At 31.7% G+C, this 21364-nt stretch carries 24 protein-coding genes and 1 tRNA gene; 14 read left to right on the top strand and 11 right to left on the bottom strand.

The window, feature by feature from the left end; translation table 11 throughout:
- Nucleotide 1 precedes the first annotated feature (1 nt).
- The gene (locus IUY40_RS02990; protein WP_195735409.1) at nt 2-436 is read left to right on the top strand and encodes a response regulator; all 435 of its coding nucleotides are present in this window, start codon (nt 2-4) and stop codon (nt 434-436) included.
- A gap of 260 nt (nt 437-696) precedes the next feature.
- Here the strand turns inward: IUY40_RS02990 and IUY40_RS02985 are convergent, their stop codons facing one another.
- The 10 genes from IUY40_RS02985 to IUY40_RS02925 form a co-directional block, all read right to left on the bottom strand.
- The gene (locus IUY40_RS02985) at nt 697-1260 is read right to left on the bottom strand and encodes a hypothetical protein (protein ID WP_195735408.1); all 564 of its coding nucleotides are present in this window, start codon (nt 1258-1260) and stop codon (nt 697-699) included.
- 35 nt (nt 1261-1295) lie between these two features.
- Nucleotides 1296-1832 (bottom strand): GNAT family protein, encoded by a 537-nt coding sequence (locus tag IUY40_RS02980; RefSeq protein ID WP_195735407.1) that lies wholly within the window; start codon nt 1830-1832, stop codon nt 1296-1298.
- Nucleotides 1833-2129: 297 nt separating this feature from the next.
- Nucleotides 2130-4289 carry a DPP IV N-terminal domain-containing protein gene (locus IUY40_RS02975; protein WP_195735406.1) on the bottom strand — a complete coding sequence of 720 codons (2160 nt, stop codon included), beginning with the start codon at nt 4287-4289 and terminating at the stop codon, nt 2130-2132.
- A gap of 188 nt (nt 4290-4477) precedes the next feature.
- The gene (locus tag IUY40_RS19405) at nt 4478-8146 is read right to left on the bottom strand and encodes a PKD domain-containing protein (protein WP_229335322.1); all 3669 of its coding nucleotides are present in this window, start codon (nt 8144-8146) and stop codon (nt 4478-4480) included.
- A gap of 332 nt (nt 8147-8478) precedes the next feature.
- Nucleotides 8479-9396 carry a bestrophin family ion channel gene (locus IUY40_RS02950; protein WP_195735405.1) on the bottom strand — a complete coding sequence of 306 codons (918 nt, stop codon included), beginning with the start codon at nt 9394-9396 and terminating at the stop codon, nt 8479-8481.
- A 226-nt stretch (nt 9397-9622) separates the two neighbouring features.
- Nucleotides 9623-9880 (bottom strand): hypothetical protein, encoded by a 258-nt coding sequence (locus IUY40_RS02945; RefSeq protein ID WP_195735404.1) that lies wholly within the window; start codon nt 9878-9880, stop codon nt 9623-9625.
- A gap of 363 nt (nt 9881-10243) precedes the next feature.
- Nucleotides 10244-10348, bottom strand: a tRNA-OTHER gene (locus IUY40_RS02940).
- Nucleotides 10349-10653: 305 nt separating this feature from the next.
- Complete coding sequence (locus IUY40_RS02935) at nt 10654-11388, bottom strand: hypothetical protein (protein ID WP_195735403.1); 735 nt, start codon at nt 11386-11388, stop codon at nt 10654-10656.
- A gap of 2 nt (nt 11389-11390) precedes the next feature.
- Nucleotides 11391-11657, bottom strand: coding sequence for a hypothetical protein (locus tag IUY40_RS02930; RefSeq protein WP_195735402.1), 267 nt, complete (start codon nt 11655-11657; stop codon nt 11391-11393).
- A gap of 25 nt (nt 11658-11682) precedes the next feature.
- The gene (locus IUY40_RS02925; RefSeq protein WP_195735401.1) at nt 11683-12390 is read right to left on the bottom strand and encodes an XRE family transcriptional regulator; all 708 of its coding nucleotides are present in this window, start codon (nt 12388-12390) and stop codon (nt 11683-11685) included.
- A gap of 358 nt (nt 12391-12748) precedes the next feature.
- Here IUY40_RS02925 and IUY40_RS02920 point away from each other — a divergent pair, with 358 nt between their 5' ends.
- From IUY40_RS02920 to IUY40_RS02910, 3 genes are all read left to right on the top strand, one after another.
- Nucleotides 12749-13030 (top strand): hypothetical protein, encoded by a 282-nt coding sequence (locus IUY40_RS02920; RefSeq protein WP_195735400.1) that lies wholly within the window; start codon nt 12749-12751, stop codon nt 13028-13030.
- 22 nt (nt 13031-13052) lie between these two features.
- Nucleotides 13053-13304 carry a hypothetical protein gene (locus tag IUY40_RS02915; protein ID WP_195735399.1) on the top strand — a complete coding sequence of 84 codons (252 nt, stop codon included), beginning with the start codon at nt 13053-13055 and terminating at the stop codon, nt 13302-13304.
- 174 nt (nt 13305-13478) lie between these two features.
- Nucleotides 13479-13694 carry a hypothetical protein gene (locus IUY40_RS02910; RefSeq protein WP_195735398.1) on the top strand — a complete coding sequence of 72 codons (216 nt, stop codon included), beginning with the start codon at nt 13479-13481 and terminating at the stop codon, nt 13692-13694.
- Here the strand turns inward: IUY40_RS02910 and IUY40_RS02905 are convergent.
- Nucleotides 13687-13845, bottom strand: coding sequence for a hypothetical protein (locus tag IUY40_RS02905; protein WP_195735397.1), 159 nt, complete (start codon nt 13843-13845; stop codon nt 13687-13689). The genes IUY40_RS02910 and IUY40_RS02905 overlap by 8 nt on opposite strands.
- Before the next feature lie 70 nt (nt 13846-13915).
- Here IUY40_RS02905 and IUY40_RS02900 point away from each other — a divergent pair, with 70 nt between their 5' ends.
- Genes IUY40_RS02900 through IUY40_RS02855 form a run of 10 tightly spaced genes read left to right on the top strand, consistent with a single transcriptional unit; the run spans nt 13916 to nt 21362 of the window.
- Nucleotides 13916-15922 carry an AAA family ATPase gene (locus IUY40_RS02900; RefSeq protein ID WP_195735396.1) on the top strand — a complete coding sequence of 669 codons (2007 nt, stop codon included), beginning with the start codon at nt 13916-13918 and terminating at the stop codon, nt 15920-15922.
- Complete coding sequence (locus tag IUY40_RS02895) at nt 15922-16131, top strand: hypothetical protein (RefSeq protein ID WP_195735395.1); 210 nt, start codon at nt 15922-15924, stop codon at nt 16129-16131. Before IUY40_RS02900 ends, IUY40_RS02895 begins: the two co-directional genes overlap by 1 nt.
- Nucleotides 16131-16337 (top strand): hypothetical protein, encoded by a 207-nt coding sequence (locus IUY40_RS02890; protein WP_195735394.1) that lies wholly within the window; start codon nt 16131-16133, stop codon nt 16335-16337. The genes IUY40_RS02895 and IUY40_RS02890 overlap by 1 nt, the downstream gene beginning before the upstream one ends.
- Before the next feature lies 1 nt (nt 16338).
- Nucleotides 16339-17403 carry a recombinational DNA repair protein (RecE pathway) gene (locus IUY40_RS02885; RefSeq protein ID WP_195735393.1) on the top strand — a complete coding sequence of 355 codons (1065 nt, stop codon included), beginning with the start codon at nt 16339-16341 and terminating at the stop codon, nt 17401-17403.
- A gap of 2 nt (nt 17404-17405) precedes the next feature.
- On the top strand, nt 17406-18146 hold the full coding sequence (locus IUY40_RS02880; RefSeq protein ID WP_195735392.1) for an MBL fold metallo-hydrolase: 741 nt from the start codon (nt 17406-17408) through the stop codon (nt 18144-18146).
- Nucleotides 18147-18150: 4 nt separating this feature from the next.
- Nucleotides 18151-18591, top strand: coding sequence for a hypothetical protein (locus IUY40_RS02875; protein WP_195735391.1), 441 nt, complete (start codon nt 18151-18153; stop codon nt 18589-18591).
- Complete coding sequence (locus tag IUY40_RS02870) at nt 18588-18875, top strand: helix-turn-helix domain-containing protein (protein ID WP_195735390.1); 288 nt, start codon at nt 18588-18590, stop codon at nt 18873-18875. The genes IUY40_RS02875 and IUY40_RS02870 overlap by 4 nt, the downstream gene beginning before the upstream one ends.
- A gap of 10 nt (nt 18876-18885) precedes the next feature.
- Nucleotides 18886-19491 carry a hypothetical protein gene (locus tag IUY40_RS02865; protein WP_195735389.1) on the top strand — a complete coding sequence of 202 codons (606 nt, stop codon included), beginning with the start codon at nt 18886-18888 and terminating at the stop codon, nt 19489-19491.
- Entirely contained in the window at nt 19491-20651 is a 1161-nt protein-coding gene (locus IUY40_RS02860) for a DEAD/DEAH box helicase (protein ID WP_195735388.1), read from the top strand. Before IUY40_RS02865 ends, IUY40_RS02860 begins: the two co-directional genes overlap by 1 nt.
- A gap of 6 nt (nt 20652-20657) precedes the next feature.
- Nucleotides 20658-21362 carry a hypothetical protein gene (locus tag IUY40_RS02855; protein ID WP_195735387.1) on the top strand — a complete coding sequence of 235 codons (705 nt, stop codon included), beginning with the start codon at nt 20658-20660 and terminating at the stop codon, nt 21360-21362.
- Nucleotides 21363-21364: the final 2 nt, after the last annotated feature.

Genomic DNA, 21364 nt, shown 5'->3' with positions numbered 1-21364 from the left:
GATGAGAAATGACAATAAAATAAAAGTTTTTCTTGTTGATGACGATTCGGTATTCCTAAAGTCTATGGAAATTGAATTTTCGTATCGTAATGAGTTTGTAGTAGAGACATTCTCTTCGGGGGAACTTTGTATTCAAAATATAGAAAACAAGCCGGATGTTATTATCCTCGATTACCATTTGGATGGAATTAATAAAACTGCTATGAATGGATTACAAACATTAGATAAAATTAAAGAAATAGATAGAGGCATTCCCGTTATAATGCTTTCATCACATGATAAGATTGACATTGCGGTAAGCTGTATGGATCATAAAGCGTTTGATTATGTTGTAAAAAGCGAAACAGCATTTGTGCGATTACAAAAAGCAATTGAGATTATTTTTAGATACCAAAATATAGAAAACGAACTTCACCAGTATAAGGATAAAATGTAAAAACTCTATCTTAGATAAAATCAGTTTTACAAAACTTTTCTATTATCGGTTATTGCAAGCTCGTATTCTTCGGAGTTGTGTAGTTTTCTTAGATTGTCTATTAAATAATCTATTTGTGCAAGACTTATTTCTCGTAGCGCATCGGCAAAACCTACAAGAAAATAATCATTATCTCTTTTTTAAAAAATATAATCCCAGTCTTTCCAATAAATTAGTTTTATCAGGCGAAAATCGGAATTAAAAAGATGTTTTTAGTTTTCTTATTTTTCAATTTCAATTCCGAAGCCATTCGTAGGGAAGATTACCCAACGATTATTTACTTTCATTGCTTTATTTACTTTCAAGCGATATGTTTTATCGTCATTTAATTCGATTACAATTTTTAAGTCATAGGTGTCAGCATCTATCATGACTTTGTTTCTTATGGTTTTTAATTTTTTAGTTGCGACTAAAGTTGATTCTGTTTTTATAGATTTTATTTGATTCCAATCAAATAAGAGATGTGCTTCTGAAATGAATTTATCGATACGCTTAATATCATCCGGCTTTTTTTGTGTTCCCTTTCGTATAATCAGCTTCATTAAATCTTCGCTCGATTTTAGTTTCGAAGATTCTTCGGGTGTAATTGTTGCACTTGAAAAACCATATGATGCATTTTCCTTTGGAGATAAAAACAAAGAATACAATCCTTCGGAATCTTTATTTTTAATATTGTTTGTAATTTCTTCAGCAAATTCATCGATTGTTTCTGGTCCGCTGCTACAAGAAACTAATGTGATGAGGCCAAAAAGAAGAATGAGTTTTGTAAATTTTATATTTTTCATTTTATGAATTTTGTTTTTGGATGTACTTTGGGATTCTACTCAATGTCGGATTTAAGAAGAGAATACAAATTCAAGTCAATAAATTGGTCATAAAGTAATTCTCCCTGACGAAGAATTCCTTCGTGGGTAAAGTTAAGTTTTTCTGGGATTGTTTTGCTTTTAAAGTTTCCAGTTCCGCATTTTATTTCAATCCGGTTAAGCTGTAAATCCGAGAAACAAAAGTCAATAATCGCTTTACATGATTTGGTTATAATGCCTTTTCCTTGTAAGTTTTCGGCGAGCCAATAGCCAATTTCTCCAATTTTATTCTGACCATCAATTTTATAAACGCCAATTCTTCCAACTACTTTTTCGTTATCAATAATTACAAAAGCAAATTCATTTCCATCTTTATTTCGTTGCATTGTGCCTTTTACAAAATTGACAGCGAAGTCCACAGTTTGCATTCTGTCTACAAAAGGCAACCATTCTCTTAAATGTGTTCTGTTTGCATTAACAAGATCAAAGATTGGCTGTGCATGATTTTCGTTAATTAACTCCAGTTTTAGGTTTTGGTCTATGTTTATGGTCATGATTGGATTAGCTTATGTCGGTTAGTTTAGAAAATTTATCAGCAGTAAATTCAAAGATTGATTTCTTCTTCTTGATATGATTTAGTTTTTATTATGAAATGCATTAGCAATACTTAGGATGTTTTACTGCTTTCCTTTAGCTAATGTATAACTATTTATCAATATTTTTTACTTGAATATTTTATTTCCAATCAAGGAAAAGCTTTGTTAGTTCTTGAGTATCTCATAAAAAACTCAGCCCCACCATTCCTAAGAATGGCAAGACTGAGAAATATGACACGTTGAAATGTCTTTATATTATTTTGCTCCCGGAGGAGAATTCTCTCTTATGTATTTCATGAAGGTATCTGCAAGATGTTTTCCTGTTCCTTCTCCTTCGTGAATGCTATGTGAGCGATTTGGATAAATCATCAGGTCGAACATCTTATCATACTTAACCAATTCGTTAATTAAAACCTCAGCGTTTTTATAATGCACGTTATCATCGCCAGTTCCATGTATGTATAATAAGTTCCCTTGTAGGTTTTTGGCATGAGTTACAGGTGATGCTTTACTATAAGTTGCTTCGTTTTCGCTTGGCAATCCCATATATCTTTCCGTATAAATGTTGTCATAAAAATGCTGATCGGTTACAGCAGCAACTGCAATTCCTGTTTTGTAAATTTCAGGATATTGAAACATTAAATTTAATGTTACTGCGCCGCCACCGCTCCATCCGTGAATGGCAACTCTATCATTATCGATAAATTTCCACTTTAATACTTCTTTGGCAGCCATAGCCTGATCACGAGTATTGATGATTCCGATATTTTTATAAATAGATTTTCTCCATTTGGTACCTTTCATTAGGGGAGTTCCTCGATTATCCATTGCAATTCCTATATATCCTTCAGGAATTAAATAAGCAATATATGGATAAAAATACGGTTCGTCATTTGCTACAGAGGCCATTGGTTCTCCATAAACATAAAAGAATACTGGGTATTTTTTAGTAGGATCAAAATTTAATGGTTTAGCCATTATTCCGTCCATTTCGATACCGTCAACAGTCGTAACTTTAAATTTCTCTAAAGAATAATTGCGTTCGGGAGCCGAAAAAGAATCAGCTGCTTGTGGCAATATTTTTTTATGACTAGGTAAAGCTACTAAACGTATGTTGTATTCACGATTAATGTTTGAATTAGTATGTCGGGCATATTTAGCATCTGTAGAAAAACGATATTCATTTGTTCCTTCAAATTCCTTTGGAGTAATACGTTTTGTTTTCTTAGTATTCAAATTCGTTTCATATAAATAACGCTGTGTAGCATCTGTAGGACTGGCAATATAATAGATCGATTTTGTTTCCTGATTGTAAGCTTTATAATAAGCGTCGAATTTTTCGGTGGTAATTAGTTCTTTCTTTTTACCATCGGCACTAATTTTATAAACATGCATCCATCCATCGGCATCTGAGCTCCATAAAAAAGCTTTTCCGTTATCGACAAACTGGCAAGGAAAAACATCGTATTCGCCTGAAGAGATATCAAAAACATCAATCCATGATTCTGATTTTTCCTGGTAGATTAAATTGGCTACTCCCGATTTTGCATCACATTTATAAATAGAAGCTTGATTTTGAAGTCTGTTTAACTGAATAACCATCACATTTTGATTGTTGATCCATTCCATTCGAACCAAATAGTTATTGTCTGGCTCCCCCGGAATGTTTAACCAATTTGTTTTTAATGAAGTTATATCGATTACCCCAATTTTTACTGATGATGGTTTTTCGCCAGCTTTAGGATATTCTACCGGAACTGTAAAAGGATATAATGCATCGGTATTGTTTATCATTAAATGGAATTTTGTTTTAGATGCATCTACACGCCAAAACGAAATACTTTTTCCATCAGGACTCCATCTAAAACCATCACGAGCAGCTAGTTCTTCTTCATAAACCCAATCAAAAGTTCCGTTGATAATTTTATCTGTTCCATCGGTTGTTAAAGGAGTTATTTTTCCTGTAGCAAGACTTTCCAGATAAATATTATGTTGCGAAACATAGGCTACGTTTTCATTATCATTAGAAAATTTTGCAAACATTAACGATGACTTTTCTAAACTAGCACCAAGTTGTTTTCCTTTTCCTGTTGCAAGATCAAAGAACCAGTAATCTCCTTTGGTATTTGCTCTCCAAACTTTTTTAGAATTAGTGTAAACCAGTACTTTCGTTTTGTTTTCGTTCCAAACCAGTTGTTCAATTTCTCCAGTAAAACCAGATTTTTGTAACTGCTGCTGAGTTAAAATACTAGTGTTTTGGTTTAATTTATCAACATCATAAACAACTACGTTTCCTTGCGAGTTTACCCAAAAAGAATGTGAGTTTGGTAGCCAGTTTAACCGATTAATATCAATGCTTTCCTGAGCAAAAACACTCGAGCAGATTAATATTAATAGTAGAAAATGTTTTTTCATTATACTTAAGTAATTTTAGATTAATTATAGCGCTATGGTTTATAGCGCTATAAAATTAATGATTAATGCGAATCAAGAGTTGAATTTGTAGATTTTAGTTTTGATGTAAATCTAACGGGTTTTTAAACTCCATTAGGTTTAGTCATAATTAGTAGTTGTGTTGTTATTCCTCTTGATCCACATTGTTACTATTCTTTTATTAGTTTACTTACAGTTATTTTTCCGCTTGACGATTTAATTTTTAAAATGTAAACACCATTTGCTTTTCCTGATAAATCAATTGTTAATGCATTTGAGTTTATTTTCGATGAAGTTGTGTTTAAAATTAATTGTCCTGTAACGCTGTAAACAGTCGCTTCATATTGTTCTGTATCTATTGAAGGAAGAGTTATTGTAAATAAATCTTTGGATGGATTAGGATACACAACGATTCCTTCGATTTTATTTTCTTTAATGCTCAATGTTGGACTATTATTGATTTTGAAATTATCAAACCAAACTCTAGTTCCATAACCCGATGTATTTCTTATTTTAATCAAAACACTTGATTGGTTTTTTACTGCACTTAAATCTACAGTTTCACTTCTCCAATCAGAATCCTGTGTTGGTTTCCAATCGTTTGTTTCATTTGCTTGTGTGGTAGCGGGATCATCCTGAATAGGAGGGGACACTGTTTGTAATTGCAATTGATTCTTAGAATATACATTTGTCCAGTTAACGCCACAATCTGAAGATACTAAAATGTCGATTTGATCTGGTGCTGGTGCAGGATCAAAAACACTTAAGTACTGTGTGTAACCAAGGTCAAAGTGTAAATGAGGTTTATCTGCAGTAGAGAAGTCCATTGATTTTAAAATCAGTTCGTCAACCATTCCAGTTGGAGCATCGGCATTGTTTATCACCAAACAAGATAAATCTCCTTTACCTACATCGGTGCGTTTTTCCCACGTAATAGGATCTGCATCTAGGTTTAGGACTTGCCAATCTTGTTGCGGGAAAGCATCATTAAAGTTTTCACTAGTTGGTAAAGTGTTTTTACCTTTTATTGTTACTGCGCTAGTTTTTAGCTTGGCTAATCCTTGTCCAAAAGCATTGGTAGCGACCAGAGTAACATCGTAATTTCCTGGAGTATTATATATTACAGCTGGATTTTTGCTTGTAGAAGTTGCTGGTGTTCCTCCTGGGAAAGACCATAACCACGAAGTTGGCTCGCCAAGTGAAGTATCAGAGAATTGAACAGGCAAATCGCTACAAATCATAGAACTTGTAATATTAAAATCGGAATATGGTTTTTCTTTACTATCAAAAGTAAATTTTAAATTATCAATCCAAATTCTCGCTCCGTAACCAGATGTATTTACAAATTTAATCAGAACATTAGGGTTTCCTTTAAATGCTGTTAATGAAATTCTTTCGGTTCTCCAATCAGAATCTGATGTTGGTACCCAATTATTAGCGTCTGTGCTTACTGCAGTTTCTAATACAGTATGCGTTTTAGAGTATAAAGTTGTCCAGGTAGCTCCACAATCTTTAGAAATTAAAACATTCAAAATATCTGGACTAGCCGCATCGAATTTTGCATAAGCAACATCAAAAGAAAAATCGGTTGCGCCAACTGCCAAGTTTAGTGGTTTCAATGTAATTTCATCTACATCTCCAGCTGCATTATCGGCATTGTTTATAATCATACAAGAGGAAGAATTTCTGCCAGCAGCAGTGCTTTTTTCCCAAGTTAAATTATTCTTTAAATTAGTGATCTCCCAGCCAGCTGGAGGAAAAGTCCCTTCAAAGTTTTCTGTAAACGAAGTTCCTACAGGAGTAGCTATAGTAATGAAATTTGATTTGTTTGTTACAGTACCAGCACCTGAGCCATTTTGTGTTGCTAGAGAAACATTATAAGAGCCATTTGTGTTATAAGTTACTGTTGGGTTTTGTTCTGTAGAAGTTGACGGTATACCTCCTGGGAATGACCATAACCAAGTTGTTGGGTTTCCTGTTGAGGTATCTTTAAAAGGAACAATTATACTTGCGCAATTTGTCTTGGTTACGGCAGTAGAAAAATCAGATACTGGGGTAGGACTTTGTGTAATGGCTACATTTACATTGTCTATCCAAATACGAGTTCCATAACCTGATTTGTTTTTAAAACGAATGGTGACATTCGGATTCCCTATGTACGCGTTAAGATTAACGATTTCTTTTCTCCAATTTTCAGCAGTATTTGGAATCCAATTATTGGGAAGAGTTATAGGAGTAGTTGTAGTCTGAAGATCTGTATGGGTTTTAGAATACACCGATGTCCAATTTGCGCCACAATCTGTAGAAACTTCTACATCAAGAACGTCTGGACTTATATCATCAAATTTTGTATAGGCAACATCAAAATAAAGTTGACTATTTATTCCGTTTGTAAAATTGTAATAGGGTAGTTGTATGTAATCTAGTTCGCCAAGAACAGCATTATCGGCATTGTTCATAATCATACATGCTGAATCTCCATTGCCAGTATCTTTACGTTTTTCCCATCCTAAACCAGCATCTGGATTTGTAATAGACCATCCGTCTGGAGGAAATGCTCCAGAAAAATTCTCAGTTAAGTTTATAGTAGATTTTTGGTCAACTTTTATATAACTAGTGATTGTTTTAGTATCATTTCCTAATGCATTAGTAGCAGTTAGGGAAACAGTATAAATTCCCGGAGTTGCATAAGTAACGGTAGGATTTGCTGCTGTAGAGGTTGCTGGAGAACCACCTGCAAAAGTCCAGGTTCTGGAAGTAGGTAACCCAAGTGAAATATCTTTAAAGGTTATGCTTTTATTACTACAAATAGCAGTTGTACTTGCGGTTAATTGAGCTATTGGAGCAGTACTAATAACTCCTACAGAAGCTAAATTACTATTTTGCCATAAAAAACCTCTTGGGTATTTGGCTACAGCCATATCATCTAGCCAATAGGTCATTGCATTGGTTTGGTCTTTGGTAAACATAGCTTGACAATCAACATTGTAATCCATTAAGTTTTCATAATTTGCAATAACTCCACAACTATTTACTGCAGATAAATTGCAACCATATCCTTGAGTTGTTGGTGGAGTATCGGCCATGCCATCATTTATTGGGTCACAGCCATTTTGGAACGTATGTTGCAAACCAAAATAATGACCAAACTCGTGCGACATTTCTTTGGCAAATTGAAAACTAGCATCAGATCCGCCAGTAGTACCGATATATCTATGGTTATAAGTTACGTGTGGTACAACATCCTGAACAGGTAAAAAAGCATGTCCAGAACCATAAACACCATCAGATGGGTTAGGTTCATCTACAACAACTATATCCAGATAATATTTTCCGTTTTTGCCATAGTACATATAATCGTATATCCTAGAATCATATCCATCGACAATATGTGCATCTGGATGCCAATTCATTCCAGGAGTTTCTAATAAATTACCATCTGGATCTACAGTAGCTAGAACAAATTGAATGTTCATTTTGCTTTTTACAGCATCAAAACGTGGGTCTGTAGTGTTGTAGCCTGGGTATAGACCATTAAAATCTTTGTTACAAACATCGATAGCATCATTGATACGACTTTGCATTTGGGCTTTGGTAAAAGTTTTCCCAATATTAGACCCATCATTTAAGATATGAAATACAACTGGTATGATATAAGGAGTAGCATCCTTTTTCTTGGTTAATCCCGCTTTTTTTGCAGTTTCAATTTTAGGTAAAGATTGTCTAAATAGATTCTGCTCTTTTTGGGATAGATTGGTTCCACACCTCATAATGGTTTGTGCAGAAGAATTTAATACAAAGAGCAATAAAAACACAAATACTAAGTAATTTTTTTTCATAAAAGGCAGGATTAATATGTATTAGCTTTGGTAGAATTAATTTCTGTTTTTGAAAACCGGAAATTAATTTTATCATGTGGTCTTAGTCTTAGGCTAAATATTTTTTTTGATAAAAGTACAGTAGTTAATTATGATACATTTATATTATATTAATATTTAATAATGGTATATTATCTGTTTATATGTTAATATAGTGCTTTTTTAGTACGTTTGTTGTTGTGGTGATGATATATAGTGAAAATACAAGGAAATATTAGTTATTGTCAGATTTTGCTACTTTCTTTTATTGACTAAGCGAAAATATTTTTTAATTAGTGATTAAATTCCTGCTTTTAGGTAATATAATAATCCTTGGGATTGTTTGGTAGAGTTATTTTTTTATCATTTAATTCCAATAGTGTATTTTCAATCATCTGCGACATGGTATCTAAGGCTAAATCGTTAGGTTGTATTCCGAAAGGATCTTCCAACTCATCTGCTATTGCCTCTATAGCAACATAAGTATAGGCTATAAAAACTATAGCAAAGGGAGTAACCCAGCCTAATGTTTCTACAAAGCCAAAAGGAAGCATAAAACAGTAGATGTAAACCGTTCGGTGTAATAATACGCTGTAGGTATAAGGAATAGGGGTACTAGCAATCCTTTCGCAACCACCAACAATATCTGAAAGTTTATTTAGGTTTTCTTCAAATGCCAATTGGGCCATACTATCAAGTTTGCCTTCTTTTTTTGCGTTCTTTATCCAATTCCCAATTTCTCTTAAAATATAGATAGGTTTAAAATGAACTTCTTTTAGAGTATTAGCAAATTTTTTAGGAGTAAAACGAGTCATATCATCACTAGAATCAGTATGCCTAAGTTGGTGTTTTAAGGAATAAACAAAAGCAATAAGTAAATTGATAAATTCTTCCCGTTTTTCATCGTAGTCGGAACTATCTATTAATGAATAACTTTGTCGGGCTAGTGATCTAGTGTCATTGAGTAGAGCTCCCCAAAGCTTTCTGCCTTCCCAGAATCGATCATAACTTACGCTATTACGAAAACCTAAGAATATGGCAAGGGCTATCCCAAATAAAGTAAATATAGATGGATTAATGTATAGATTATGTTCTAATAAAAAAGGCTTGAAATACACTACTAATATCGAAAACAACAACAATAATATTAATCTCGGCATAAGTTGAGGTAAAACAGAACCATTCCATTCAAACAACATTTTGAACCAATTGCCCTTTTTCTTTATTATCATTGGGAGAGAATAATTTCGTTATTACAAAAGTAATGATTATAAACTTCAATGAGTGAATCTAATTTCACCAAGTTTATAGGTATGATAGTATGGATTTAATGTTTTTAGAAGATTTAAAATAGTATTCTTGAAAGGTTCTAATGAAAAACCCTTAAACAATAACTGCCTAAGGGTTTGATTTGGTATCGAGAGAACGTATTCTCTCCGTTAAATTTTAATTGATAATTTATTCCTTTTCTCCTAAATTGTCAATAGCAGAAATCTGATCAAGTATATTGGTTTGGTTGGGCGAAACGTAGTTTTTTACTTCGTTAGCATTTTCTTTCTTAAAAAGAAGATCTAATGCATTGTATAGTCTTAATAAAACCTCTTTGTCTTCTTTTTCAATTTCTAAAGCAGTATTGAAATTAAAAATATAATTATTCGAATTTCGTACTTCTACTTTTATCGTTTTTGATGTGATTTTAAATTTGACTATATCCATGTTGTTTATAAATTACTTCGTTTGCAAAATGCTTTTTTAACAGCAGTTCTTGCCGTTGTTTTTGTATTTTTAAATAATCAGATAAAATGTTAGTATTTATTTTTGTTTTAAATGATACCAAAAGCGCGGCAAAAATATTTAATTTTTTGAACTTAAACTATTATTTGCATTATGTAGAAAGTCATAATAAAGGGTATTGATATAATTTTTTAGTTTACTACTATGTTTTTTTGTTACATATCTAAAAAGAGTTTTCTATTCTGTATATAGATAATCTACCTTAACTAATGAATTTAAATCGATATTCATAATACAAAACTCCAATAAAAAACCCTTAAACAATTGTTGTTTAAGGGTTTGTTTTGGTAGCGAGACCGAGATTTGAACTCGGGACCTCAGGGTTATGAATTGTAATGTTAGAAATATGAGAACATATTTACTGGGCTTACAGCACTTTAAAACCTCGCTTTTAAAACAAACGTGTTTAGATTTATGTTAGGATAAGAACGTGAATTATTAAAATTATATCTCTATACTATCTGGCGTATTGAATACCTTTTTATCTATGCCAAAAATCCAGTTTGCACTTACATTATATTTTGCGCATATAATTTCAATGTGCTGCACCGTGAAATGATTAGTTCCTTTTTTGATTTTTGATACTGTCTGCCTAAGAATTCCAATTTCCTCACAAAAATCATTTCTATAATTGATTTTTTTTTGAAATATTAGGATATCAATTAGTCTTAGAATATTTTTATCTGGAGTACTCATTACTGATAAACAAACGTAGTTTTTGATTGCGGAACCCCATTTAATTTCTCTATTACTTGAGTTGGTTTATGTCCATTGTATATGTATTCATATGTATACACATCTCCATTCAACATCGTTTTTTTTGCAACATTTTGAACAGAAAAAGCCAAATATCTTTCGGTATAAGTACTTGGAAGCATTTCGAAATATGGATTATTTTCTTTGTCAGATTCGTATTTTGTTTTTTGTAAAATAATATTTGTAGGACTATAAATAGTTTCAGTAAAAGAATTAATACCATCGATTGTTGTGTTCTCTTGCTTATATATTGTTTGAGAAATTAATTTTCCAGATATTGATTTAGACATTCCTGTTAAATTATCAAATGTGTTTCTCCAAAATAATTCTTCATCGTTCAGATAAATACTATTTTTAATATGCCCATCAGAATAATAGAAATATTTTGTACCGTCTGCCTCTCCATTTTCAAAATAACTTATACTTTCAACTTTGCCATTTTCATAATGATATTCATTTTTAAAAACATCACCATTACTTTCGATTTCTTCTGTTTTTGTCAAAATATCTCCTGAATAAAAGTAGTTTTTCGTTTGAGTTTTATTAGTGATTAAATTTGTCTCAACTTCTTTAATTAGTTTTAATCCTGCTTTATTAACAGGCTCTTCAATATCAACTTCTTTTGTACATGATAGGCTTATAATTGCAATAAATAGGTAGATAATTTTCTTCATAGTTATTTTTTTTCTGATTTAGTTTCATCTGGGACTAACGCAAATTGTAAACCCACAATAAGTAAAATACCTCCTAAAATAGTAAAATTTAGTTTATCGGCAATTAGTCCAATATTACTAATTTTTTGAGGAGCTGCTGAAATTCCATACGCATCTGGACTTCCATAATCTGACATTACGGATGTTTCCATAAATTGCGAATGTATTAATAAGGCTAAACCTGCCATTAATATTATCCATCCTGTAACTTGGATTGATTTATTACTCATAGTTAATTTATTTAATTAATTGTTTTTAAAATGTTCGTTTTATTACATTGAAAATTCTGTAAACATCATTTATGCTTATTTGAAAATCTTCTTCTGATTTGTTCCTTGAGGATAAAGTCAACAACCCTGTCTCGTTGTTATAGTCTTTAATGTCTTTGTGGTAAATAGCATTTTTTGTCATTAATATAAAACCATATTCTGGAGTGTGAAATCCATCCTTCCATAAATGTCTACCAACTTCTCTAGCTAATACTTCAGCACCACTTGGAGTATCTTTTATACCTCCTCCATTCATGCTGTCATTCTTAATGTTAAATGCTAAATAGTTTCCTTTTGCAACTTTATCAACTGTAAAAGTTGCTGTACTGAATTCTGAATGTAATTTTTCTTCATCATTAAAAGCTTCAAGATATGAAGCATAGGCATCGAAAGGTATTTTAATCACTTCTATTTTGGTTGATCCATCAGGATATTCGTAAAATTTAATACCATTCTTATTTATAAAAATCTCTATCTCATCATCATTATTGGCAACTTCAACATCATTTTTTTTCTTGTTGTTCGTTCCTGAAGCGAAAAATTTTTCTATTTCTTTTATCTCTAGATCTGATAAACTCTCCCTCTTTACTGCCATTCGAAATGCATCACCAGACATGCCTATAATGCTGCCTATGTCTGCATTAGTAAGCTTTCGCTCTTTTTTTATACTCGTTAAGTTATTATAAAAGTTCATTTTGTTTATTTAGAATAGTTGTAAATAAGAACATTAATGGAAAATTTGTTCACTTTTAGTTTTATAAATCGAACATTTGTTCGTATGTTTGCTCTGTACAAATGACAACGGCAAATGTACTCAAAAAAAGTTCTTTGAAATACTGAAAACCGTAAAATGAAAATAAGACACGTCTGAATAACGAGCGGAGCAATGTGAAAATAAATTCTTCGAGTAAGAACTTTAATAGGTGGAACTCCTTTAACATAACTTAAAACGTGGGTACGATACGGGTGTAATGTTTTTTTTTAATAATTAAGCCGTTGCGAGTAAGTCGTAGCATCGAAGCGACAACGGCACAAAATTAAAATACTGAAAAATGAGAAAATCAATATTTACTAAGGCATGGGAGTTATTTAGAAAATTCCAAATGACTTTTTCACAAGCTTTAATTGAAGCGTGGAAATTGTCTAAAAGAGAAGTGCTTGTAAAAGCTTATAACAAAATTCCATTGACAAAAAGTTTCCAAAAGAAAAAACAAGATGCTAAAAAACTTTGGCAAGTTATTGAAACAATTACGTATGACTGGAGAAGTCATTTAGTTGCCGAAAATAATGGAGCATCAGCATATTATGGAATAGGAAGATATTCTGGGGATTAATAATAAACATAAAATTTTAGAAATGAAAAAACGAAACTTAAAGAAGAGAAAATTAAAAGATGAGATCTACAATGTCATCCGTAACGACATTCCGTTACGTGACAAAATAGCTAAAGCTTCAAATATTGAAAAAGATTCTGTTTATGGAGCAGCTGTTCGAAAATCTACAAAATTCAGTCTTCCGTTTATTTTGAAAATTATATCAGAACATACTGGCAAAGAAAAAGAGGAATTATTAATAGCAGAAAAGGAAGAAGAAAATGCAGTTACTTAATATCGAGAACATACTTCTATTTTTAGTATTTCTAATCATTGTATTAGGTTTTATCAACTTAATAAAAATCATAATCGACAAGATCAATTTTTGATTAGTATAAAAAAAGCCACTTCGCAAAAAGTGGCCAGTCAATAAATTCTAACGCCCGGGCAGGCACTAAAAAAAATCAAGATGACAAATTTAGTACAAAGATTTTACAATACTACTTTATCAGATAGTAAAACAAAATTACTCTTAGGAAAATGTTTGAAAATAGCATTTGATAAAAGTATAGATGATGCTTTAGAAAGTGAAAACATTCTGGCATTGGCTTGGAAGTTTCAGGTCCCACAATTTGATGAGATGTTCAAAGATCATCAAAATCATGATTACCCACCTTTTAATTAATGATTGCTGAGACCGCGTTCAATGTAGTTGAGGTTCTTTCTCCTGAAGAAAGGAAAAGACTTTTAGCAATGTTGAATGTTGCTGATAAACCTGCAAAAACAAAAACAAAAACTTCAATTATTTCTGATGCCGAGTGTAGAGAAATAATCATAAACCATTTCAAAAGGTTTAGTAAACGATTCAAAGAAAAAAATCACAATATAATTTTAAAGTAAATCGAAATGAAAAAAATAGAAATCAAAGGTTTAATCCTAACAAATTTTAAAGGAATCATAAAATTAAAAGTAAACTTCCAGCACAATACAGACGTTTTTGGAGCAAATGGAACAGGAAAGTCAACAGTTTATGACGCTTTTTTATGGCTATTGTTTGGAAAAAATGCTGAGGAAAAAAAGGAATTTAGTATTAAAAATACTGTTGATACTTCGCTTAATCGCCAAGACCATGAGGTTGAAGGAATGTTAGAAGTTAATGGAGATCAGATCACTTTAAAAAAGATTTATAAAGAAAAGTGGCAAAAGAAAAAAGGTGAGGAAATAGCTGAATATACTGGAAACGAAACAGTCTATTATTATAATGAGGTTCCAATGAATCAAAAAGACTTTCAAGCAAAGGTTTATACGATTATGGACGAAACCATTTTCAAGCTAATAACGAATCCTTATGCGCTTAATTCTATGAAATGGCCAGATCGTAGAACTATTATTACTCAAATGGCAGGTGAGTTTACAGATGCAGAAATTGCTTCTGGGAATCCGGAATACGAAGCTTTAGTTGCAAATCTTACTCAAGGTAAAACAATGGAAGATTACTTAAAGCAAATTAAAGCAAGTGTAAAAAAATCAAAGGATGATATTAAATTGATTCCTACTAGAATTGATGAGGTTTCAAAAACAAAACCGCAAGCTTACGACTTTCAAAATCTTAAAAATTTACTGAGTGCTAAGGAAAAGGAAGTAGCAGCTATTGATGAAGCTATTTTAAACAAATCAGCTGGCTTAGATGCAATTTTAGATGCAAATGAAAAAGCAAAAAGAACAGCTTCAAATTTGAGATCTGAAATTTCAACAATTGAAGGTGATACAAAAACCAAAGCAAATAATTCTACCAAAATAGATACTTCAGTTTTGGATAATTTGAAGACAAGTTTAGGAAATAAGAAAGGAGAACTTACAACAGCTGAAAATGGTTTAGTAACATTAAAAGGTTTGGTAACTGGCAAAGAATCAGATTTAGTTGCTTTGGGTACTACGATTGAAACTAAACGCACTGAATGGACAAATGAAAATGCAAAAGAATTAAAAATTGAAGAAAATTCTTTTTGTTGTCCAACTTGTCAACGTGCTTTTGAGGAATCAGATATTGAGTCTAAAAAGATTGAAATGTCAACGAATTTCAAGACTAAAAAACAAGAAAGTCTTGCAGAAATAAATAGACAAGGAGGGTTATTGGCAACTCAAAAGACGAATCTTGAAACGGAATTAGCAACTTTAAAAACAAGAGTTCTCAAAGGAGAAACTTTAATTACAAATTTAAAATCTGAGATTGAAATACTTGAAGCTGATATTAAAAATGAAGTTTCTAAAGCTGAAAATGTTACTCCAGTTGACACAGTAGCTATTTACAATCAAATGCTAATTGAAAATACTGTTTACAATTCTAAAAAAGTAGAATTAGAAACAGTTGAAAAAACAATTAAAGAAGTTCCTAAAGTTGATGATGAACAACTAAAATCAGATAAAAAAGGTCTATCTGATGACATTGAAGGTATCAAAACAATGCTCCGAAATGAAGCGCAAATCATTGCAGTTAACGAAAGAATTACTGCTTTAAAAAATGAAGAGACAAAATTAGCTCAAGAGATTGCTGGCGTTGAAAAAACACAATTCTTAATAGAACGTTTCGAAAAAGATAAGATGACAGCCATTGAAGAAAATGTCAATTCTAAATTCAAGATTGTAAAATTTAAAATGTTTGAAGATCAAGTTAATGGTGGTGAAAATCCAGCTTGTGAAATATATGTGAACGGTGTTCCATTTGCTGATGCCAATACAGCATCAAAAATAAATGCTGGAATAGATATCATTTCTACCCTTTCAAAATTCTACCAAGTGTCGGCTCCAATTTTTATTGATGGTGCTGAATCCATTCATGATATCATGGAAACTGAAAGTCAATTAATCAGATTGGTAGTAAGTGAACATGATAAATCATTACGTGTAGCATAATGACTGACTATAGAGTCAAAAGAAACTCCGATGGAATACTTACTGAAAACTGTAAGGAAAACATCGGAGTTAAAATTGGAAGCTTTGATTGTACAGCCAATTGTCCACATAATCAAAACACCAAAAAAGAAATCCAGTCTGAAGCCTTCGACTTAAAAATAGTGAGATGTTCAAAACTTCAAAGTAATCAATTAATAATAGAAATGTAATGAGTTTACCTCTTCAACAACAAAGAAAAGATTTAGATGAAACATCTAGAATGTTAGATGCTAAAATTCAGGAAATGACTTATCAAAGACAAGTTTTAATAAACGCTTTTAATTCTATTGATAAAAACAAAGAAGATATTTTAACGTCAGGAAGCATACTCGCACAAGAGGCTAGAGATATAATGTACAAATTAAAAAAACAATAAAATGAGCACAGAAATTAAAACTGCAGAAACTCCGAAAGCAACTTTGGCAACTACACAGCCATCGCAAAGTGAAAGATTCACAAATGCTGTGATGAAGGAGTTTTCATCAAATAACGGAGCTGTTACATTGACTCCTTTTCAGAAGAAATTATGCCAAAACTATTTTATTAAGGTTGATCAAACTTTAAAAGATAACGAGAAAAAGAGGTTGGCAAAAACAGAACAATATCGAGATGCTTTAGCTTTTACATGGGAAAATGTAAACATGGCGAAATTGGCAATTGATGTAATTGCTTATTCAAGTGTTGAGTTGGATCCAACTCAGCCAAATCATATTAGTATCGTTCCTTATAAGAATACTGCAAACAATAAGTTTGATATGGGGTTTCTTATTGGATATCGGGGAATGGAAATCAAAGCCAAAAAATATGGTTTAGAAGTTCCTTCTGATGTAGTTTATGAATTGGTTTATTCAACAGATAAGTTCAAACAATTTAAAAAGGATAAAAATAATCCTGTTGAATCGTACAGCTTAGAAATTACAAATGACTTCAATAGAGGCGATGTTGTTGGAGGTTTCTGGTACCATGAATTTAAGGAGAACCCAGAAAAGAATAAGATCAAAGTTTTCTCTTTAAAAGACATCGAAAAAAGAAAACCAAAGTATGCTTCTGCTGAGTTTTGGGGCGGTGAAAAGGACATTTGGGAAAACAAGAAGAAAGTTGGAACTGAAAAAATTGACGGATGGTTTGAAGAAATGGCCATCAAAACTATTTCAAGAAACGCTTACAATGCTATTACTATTGATAGTAAAAAAATCGATGATAATTATCTTGCTATTCTTCAAAAGGAAAATGAAATGAATGATTCGATCATTCAAAATCAAATTGATGCTAACGCAAATAAAGAGCCTTTAGATTTTGAAGATGCTGAAATTGTTGATGATAAAGCTTTAGAAATTGCAGGTGTTACTTATCAACAAGAAACATCGGAACAGAATTTTGAACAATCTGTTCAACAAACAAACAATTTGGAAGAAGCTGCAGAACCTGGACCTAATTTTTAATTATGAAATTAAAAGTCATTTCAACTGGTAGTATTGGCAATGCTTATATTCTCGAAAACGAGAATGAAGCGTTGCTTATAGAATGTGGTGTCAATATCATGGACATAAAAAAAGCACTCAATTTTGACTTTAGTAAAGTTGTTGGATGTCTTGTTACACATGAACATCAAGATCACTGTAAGTCATTTGATGATGTTATGCAGCTCGGAATAAATACCTACACCGGTGCAAAAACAATAAAAGCAATTAATCCAGATAACTATCATCGAGCAATGACAATTGCTTCAAAACAAATTGTAAAAATCGGAAATTTTAAAGTGATGGCATTTGATGTAAAACATGATGCTGCCGAACCTTTAGGATTTTTAATTGAGCATCTAGAATGCGGGAAGGTACTCTTTCTTACTGATACAAATTATTGTGAGTACACCTTTAAGGGATTGAACAATATCATTATCGAAGCTAATTTTTCAAAAGAAATTATTGATAGAAAGTTTGGTTCTGATAGTGGAAAAGAATTTCTAAGAAACAGGATTCTTAAATCTCACTTTTCTTTGGAAAACTGCAAAGATATGTTGGCTGCCAATGACCTTTCAAAAGTCAATAATATAGTTCTAATTCACTTATCAGATAGTAATTCAAATGCGAAACAGTTTCAACAGGAAGTATCAAACCTAACTGGTAAAAATGTGACAGTCGCTGATAAGGGGTTGACAATTGATTTTAATTTAACACCTTTTTAAACTTATGCTTTACAATCCAGAAAAACCTATCGATGTTCAAAGAGCTGTTGAAAAGTTCAAATATTTTGTAAAGCATAATAAAGTATTTGAACTGTCAGCTAAAAAAGTTCCAAAGACATATCCTCAATTAAAATACGCACATCTGATTATGTCGTGGTTCGCTTTAGAATATGGAGAGCAATTGGAATATATAAAGCTTGAATATTTTAAGAAGCTTGTAAATCCTTCCATTTTTCAATATGAATTTGTTAATCGTATAACTGGAGAAGTTAGAATTGAATACAAAAGTTTAGCGAACCTGACTAAAGATGAATTGACATTAGCAATTGATCGATTTAGAGACTACTCAAGTAAAGAAGCTGGCATATATCTTCCAGAACCTAAAGACTTGGCTATAATTAGAGAAATAGAAATTCAGCTAAAAAATAACGAGCAATATTTATGAAACAGCAAGAAATAAACTTCGATGAACTTCTTCATATTGAGAATAAAGTTAGCAACCAAGAACATTTTGAAAGAAATAAAGAGAATTTTTCCAACCAATGTAGAATTGTTTATGAAGCCCTTTTAAAAGGGGAAAGACTTACTACGACCAAAGCACTGATTGATTATAAAATTGGCGATTTACGCCGACGAATTAAAGATTTAAAAGACATCTGGAATGTGCCGATTAGTTCAGAGTATAAGGAAGGGAAATACAAAGAATATTTTTTAACAATTAACCAATAAAATTAAATTTATGTCAAAGACAATAACAATAAATGCTGACAAATTCGAAAAAGCAATTGAGTTAGACGAATTAATAAATGCTCAAGATAAAGAAGTAGAAATTAAAGGAGCAGCTATATCAGATGCTTTATGTTCATATTCATACGAGCTTCTAAAAGGACCAACGAAAGGAGATACTTTAGGACATAAAGGAGCGCATATTATTCATGATGATTTACAAGATAAGTTCAACAATTTAAGCGTTTTCTTCGCTCATTTGGATGATGCTTATACTGGTAACACTAATTCTACAACTTTAGAAGAATTAGAAAAAGAAGTTGAAACTGAAAAATATTATGTAACTGGTTTTAAAATTTCAGGAGTAGAAGAAAATAAATCAGTAATGCTATCAGGTTGGAAAGAGGTTACAGAAGGAATTATAAAATTTGATTCACCAAGGATTAAATTTTCTAGTGCATACATTTATTTGCATCAGTTTAAAGTTAGAATTTACGAAGCTGTTTTTGAAGTTGAAGAATACCGAAATGGTAAATCAGCTCCTCAAGATGACCCTAATCAAGTTCACATGGATTTCGCTGGTGAGGATGCTGCTTTTGAAAATGCAAAAGTTAAATAATGGCTTTTCAATTACGACCGTATCAAAGTGAATCAATTAATTTAAGTGTTGATTTTTTTAAAGGAAACTCAAGAGGTAATGCTTTGGTAATACTTCCTACTGGTTCTGGAAAGTCTGTTGTAATTGCTAAAATATTAGAACGGTTGGAGGGCAAAACAATAGTTCTCCAGCCTTCAAAAGAAATCTTAGAACAGAACTATGAAAAGTTTAGCAATTACGGTAAAGCTTCTATTTATAGTGCTTCTGCAGGCGAAAAGAGAATCGACAAAGTTACTTTCTGTACGATTGGCAGCATAATAAACAAAAAACATTTATTCAGAGGATTGGAAAATATTCTTATTGATGAATGTCATCTTGTAAATTCTGATGCTGGAATGTACAATGAGTTTATTAAAGCTTTTCCAAATACAAAAGTTGTAGGATTAACAGCAACTCCTTATCGGTTAGAACAGGCTTCAACAGGTCCACAACTTACATTCTTAACACGTAGTACTCCGACAATTTTTGACAAAGTCCTTTATTATGTTCAAAATGATACTTTGTTTAATGCAGGTTTTTTAGCCAAGTTAGAATATTACAATTTTGATGTTGTAGACCGTAGTAAATTAGAATTAAATAGCTCTGGAACGGACTTTACTCAAAACTCATTAAGAAGATATTATAAGTCAATTGATATGCCTTCCAGAATTGTAAAAACAGCTCTAACAATTCTGAGTAAAAGAAAAAACATTTTGATTTTTTGTTCTTTAATTGAAGAAGCTATCGCTGTTCAAAAACGTATTCCTGGATCTGCAATTTTAACTGGCGAAACAAAAAAAGAAGAAAGAGAACGAATTCTAATTCAATTCAAGAAAGGTGTTATTAAGTGTCTTATTAACGTCGGAGTACTAACAACCGGATTTGATTATCCAGAACTTGAAGCTGTCCTTATGGCTCGTTCTACAATGTCTCTTTCATTATATTATCAAATAGTGGGTAGGGTGATGCGAATATTTACCTATCCAGATGGTACAAAAAAGGTAGGTTGGTTTGTAGATATGGGAGGTAATGTAAACTTCTTTGGTAAGATTGAAACAATGCAAATTAAAGTTGATTCTGAAGGCAGATTTGCTATTTGGAACAATGGAAGACAACTAACCAATGTACCTTTTAAAAAATAGAAAAACATGGCTGAAGAAAAACTAGATTACTTTAAGCTAATGCGTGATTTTTGGGATTATGCGTTTAAAAATCCAGAAATAATTAAACCTAATCATTGCGCTATTTATGCTTTCGCAGTTGAACATTGCAATCGATTAGGCTGGAAAGAGAAATTTGGTTTTCCTACTTCAATGGTGTTAGATGCTGTTGGGATAAAAAGTTACTCCGTTTATAAAAAATCATTTGATGAATTAGTTGATTTTGGTTTTTTCGAAGTTATTGAATACAGTAAAAATCAATACTCTGCTAATATAATTGCTTTGAAAGAAAATAGCAAAGCACTCGATAAAGCACTCGATAAAGCATTCGTAAAGCACTCGATAAAGCAAGCTGAAAGCACAGATCAAAGCATATTACAACGCACAGGGAGTATAATAAAACAAGATACCAATATACCTTTAAAACCTTTAAAACAATTTACTAAAAATGAAATTTTTGGAAATGAAATTTTGCAAGATCAAATTTGGTTAGAAGCAATTTCAATGAAAAATAAAATACCAGTTGAAAACATTTCTGATTGGATTTTAAAATTTAATGAAAAATTAGTTGTTGAATGTGATGATAAAATTAATAAGCAAGATTACGCTGGGCATTTCTCAAGATGGCTTACAGGAGAAGTTTTAAAATCAAAAAAATCAAATGGATCTGGAGGTTTAATTCACACAAATTAAAA

It is taken from the genome of Flavobacterium sp. ALJ2, assembly GCF_015594725.1.
Classification (GTDB): domain Bacteria; phylum Bacteroidota; class Bacteroidia; order Flavobacteriales; family Flavobacteriaceae; genus Flavobacterium.
This window is presented reverse-complemented; position numbering and strand designations above follow the sequence as displayed.

What these genes read in the sequence shown, in the direction of transcription:
- IUY40_RS02990 (WP_195735409.1), top strand. Translation starts at nt 2, where the DNA reads ATGAGAAATGACAATAAAATAAAAGTTTTTCTTGTTGATGACGATTCG.
- IUY40_RS02985 (WP_195735408.1), bottom strand. Translation starts at nt 1,260, where the DNA reads ATGAAAAATATAAAATTTACAAAACTCATTCTTCTTTTTGGCCTCATC.
- IUY40_RS02980 (WP_195735407.1), bottom strand. Translation starts at nt 1,832, where the DNA reads ATGACCATAAACATAGACCAAAACCTAAAACTGGAGTTAATTAACGAA.
- IUY40_RS02975 (WP_195735406.1), bottom strand. Translation starts at nt 4,289, where the DNA reads ATGAAAAAACATTTTCTACTATTAATATTAATCTGCTCGAGTGTTTTT.
- IUY40_RS19405 (WP_229335322.1), bottom strand. Translation starts at nt 8,146, where the DNA reads ATGAAAAAAAATTACTTAGTATTTGTGTTTTTATTGCTCTTTGTATTA.
- IUY40_RS02950 (WP_195735405.1), bottom strand. Translation starts at nt 9,396, where the DNA reads ATGATAATAAAGAAAAAGGGCAATTGGTTCAAAATGTTGTTTGAATGG.
- IUY40_RS02945 (WP_195735404.1), bottom strand. Translation starts at nt 9,880, where the DNA reads ATGGATATAGTCAAATTTAAAATCACATCAAAAACGATAAAAGTAGAA.
- IUY40_RS02935 (WP_195735403.1), bottom strand. Translation starts at nt 11,388, where the DNA reads ATGAAGAAAATTATCTACCTATTTATTGCAATTATAAGCCTATCATGT.
- IUY40_RS02930 (WP_195735402.1), bottom strand. Translation starts at nt 11,657, where the DNA reads ATGAGTAATAAATCAATCCAAGTTACAGGATGGATAATATTAATGGCA.
- IUY40_RS02925 (WP_195735401.1), bottom strand. Translation starts at nt 12,390, where the DNA reads ATGAACTTTTATAATAACTTAACGAGTATAAAAAAAGAGCGAAAGCTT.
- IUY40_RS02920 (WP_195735400.1), top strand. Translation starts at nt 12,749, where the DNA reads ATGAGAAAATCAATATTTACTAAGGCATGGGAGTTATTTAGAAAATTC.
- IUY40_RS02915 (WP_195735399.1), top strand. Translation starts at nt 13,053, where the DNA reads ATGAAAAAACGAAACTTAAAGAAGAGAAAATTAAAAGATGAGATCTAC.
- IUY40_RS02910 (WP_195735398.1), top strand. Translation starts at nt 13,479, where the DNA reads ATGACAAATTTAGTACAAAGATTTTACAATACTACTTTATCAGATAGT.
- IUY40_RS02905 (WP_195735397.1), bottom strand. Translation starts at nt 13,845, where the DNA reads ATGATTATTTCTCTACACTCGGCATCAGAAATAATTGAAGTTTTTGTT.
- IUY40_RS02900 (WP_195735396.1), top strand. Translation starts at nt 13,916, where the DNA reads ATGAAAAAAATAGAAATCAAAGGTTTAATCCTAACAAATTTTAAAGGA.
- IUY40_RS02895 (WP_195735395.1), top strand. Translation starts at nt 15,922, where the DNA reads ATGACTGACTATAGAGTCAAAAGAAACTCCGATGGAATACTTACTGAA.
- IUY40_RS02890 (WP_195735394.1), top strand. Translation starts at nt 16,131, where the DNA reads ATGAGTTTACCTCTTCAACAACAAAGAAAAGATTTAGATGAAACATCT.
- IUY40_RS02885 (WP_195735393.1), top strand. Translation starts at nt 16,339, where the DNA reads ATGAGCACAGAAATTAAAACTGCAGAAACTCCGAAAGCAACTTTGGCA.
- IUY40_RS02880 (WP_195735392.1), top strand. Translation starts at nt 17,406, where the DNA reads ATGAAATTAAAAGTCATTTCAACTGGTAGTATTGGCAATGCTTATATT.
- IUY40_RS02875 (WP_195735391.1), top strand. Translation starts at nt 18,151, where the DNA reads ATGCTTTACAATCCAGAAAAACCTATCGATGTTCAAAGAGCTGTTGAA.
- IUY40_RS02870 (WP_195735390.1), top strand. Translation starts at nt 18,588, where the DNA reads ATGAAACAGCAAGAAATAAACTTCGATGAACTTCTTCATATTGAGAAT.
- IUY40_RS02865 (WP_195735389.1), top strand. Translation starts at nt 18,886, where the DNA reads ATGTCAAAGACAATAACAATAAATGCTGACAAATTCGAAAAAGCAATT.
- IUY40_RS02860 (WP_195735388.1), top strand. Translation starts at nt 19,491, where the DNA reads ATGGCTTTTCAATTACGACCGTATCAAAGTGAATCAATTAATTTAAGT.
- IUY40_RS02855 (WP_195735387.1), top strand. Translation starts at nt 20,658, where the DNA reads ATGGCTGAAGAAAAACTAGATTACTTTAAGCTAATGCGTGATTTTTGG.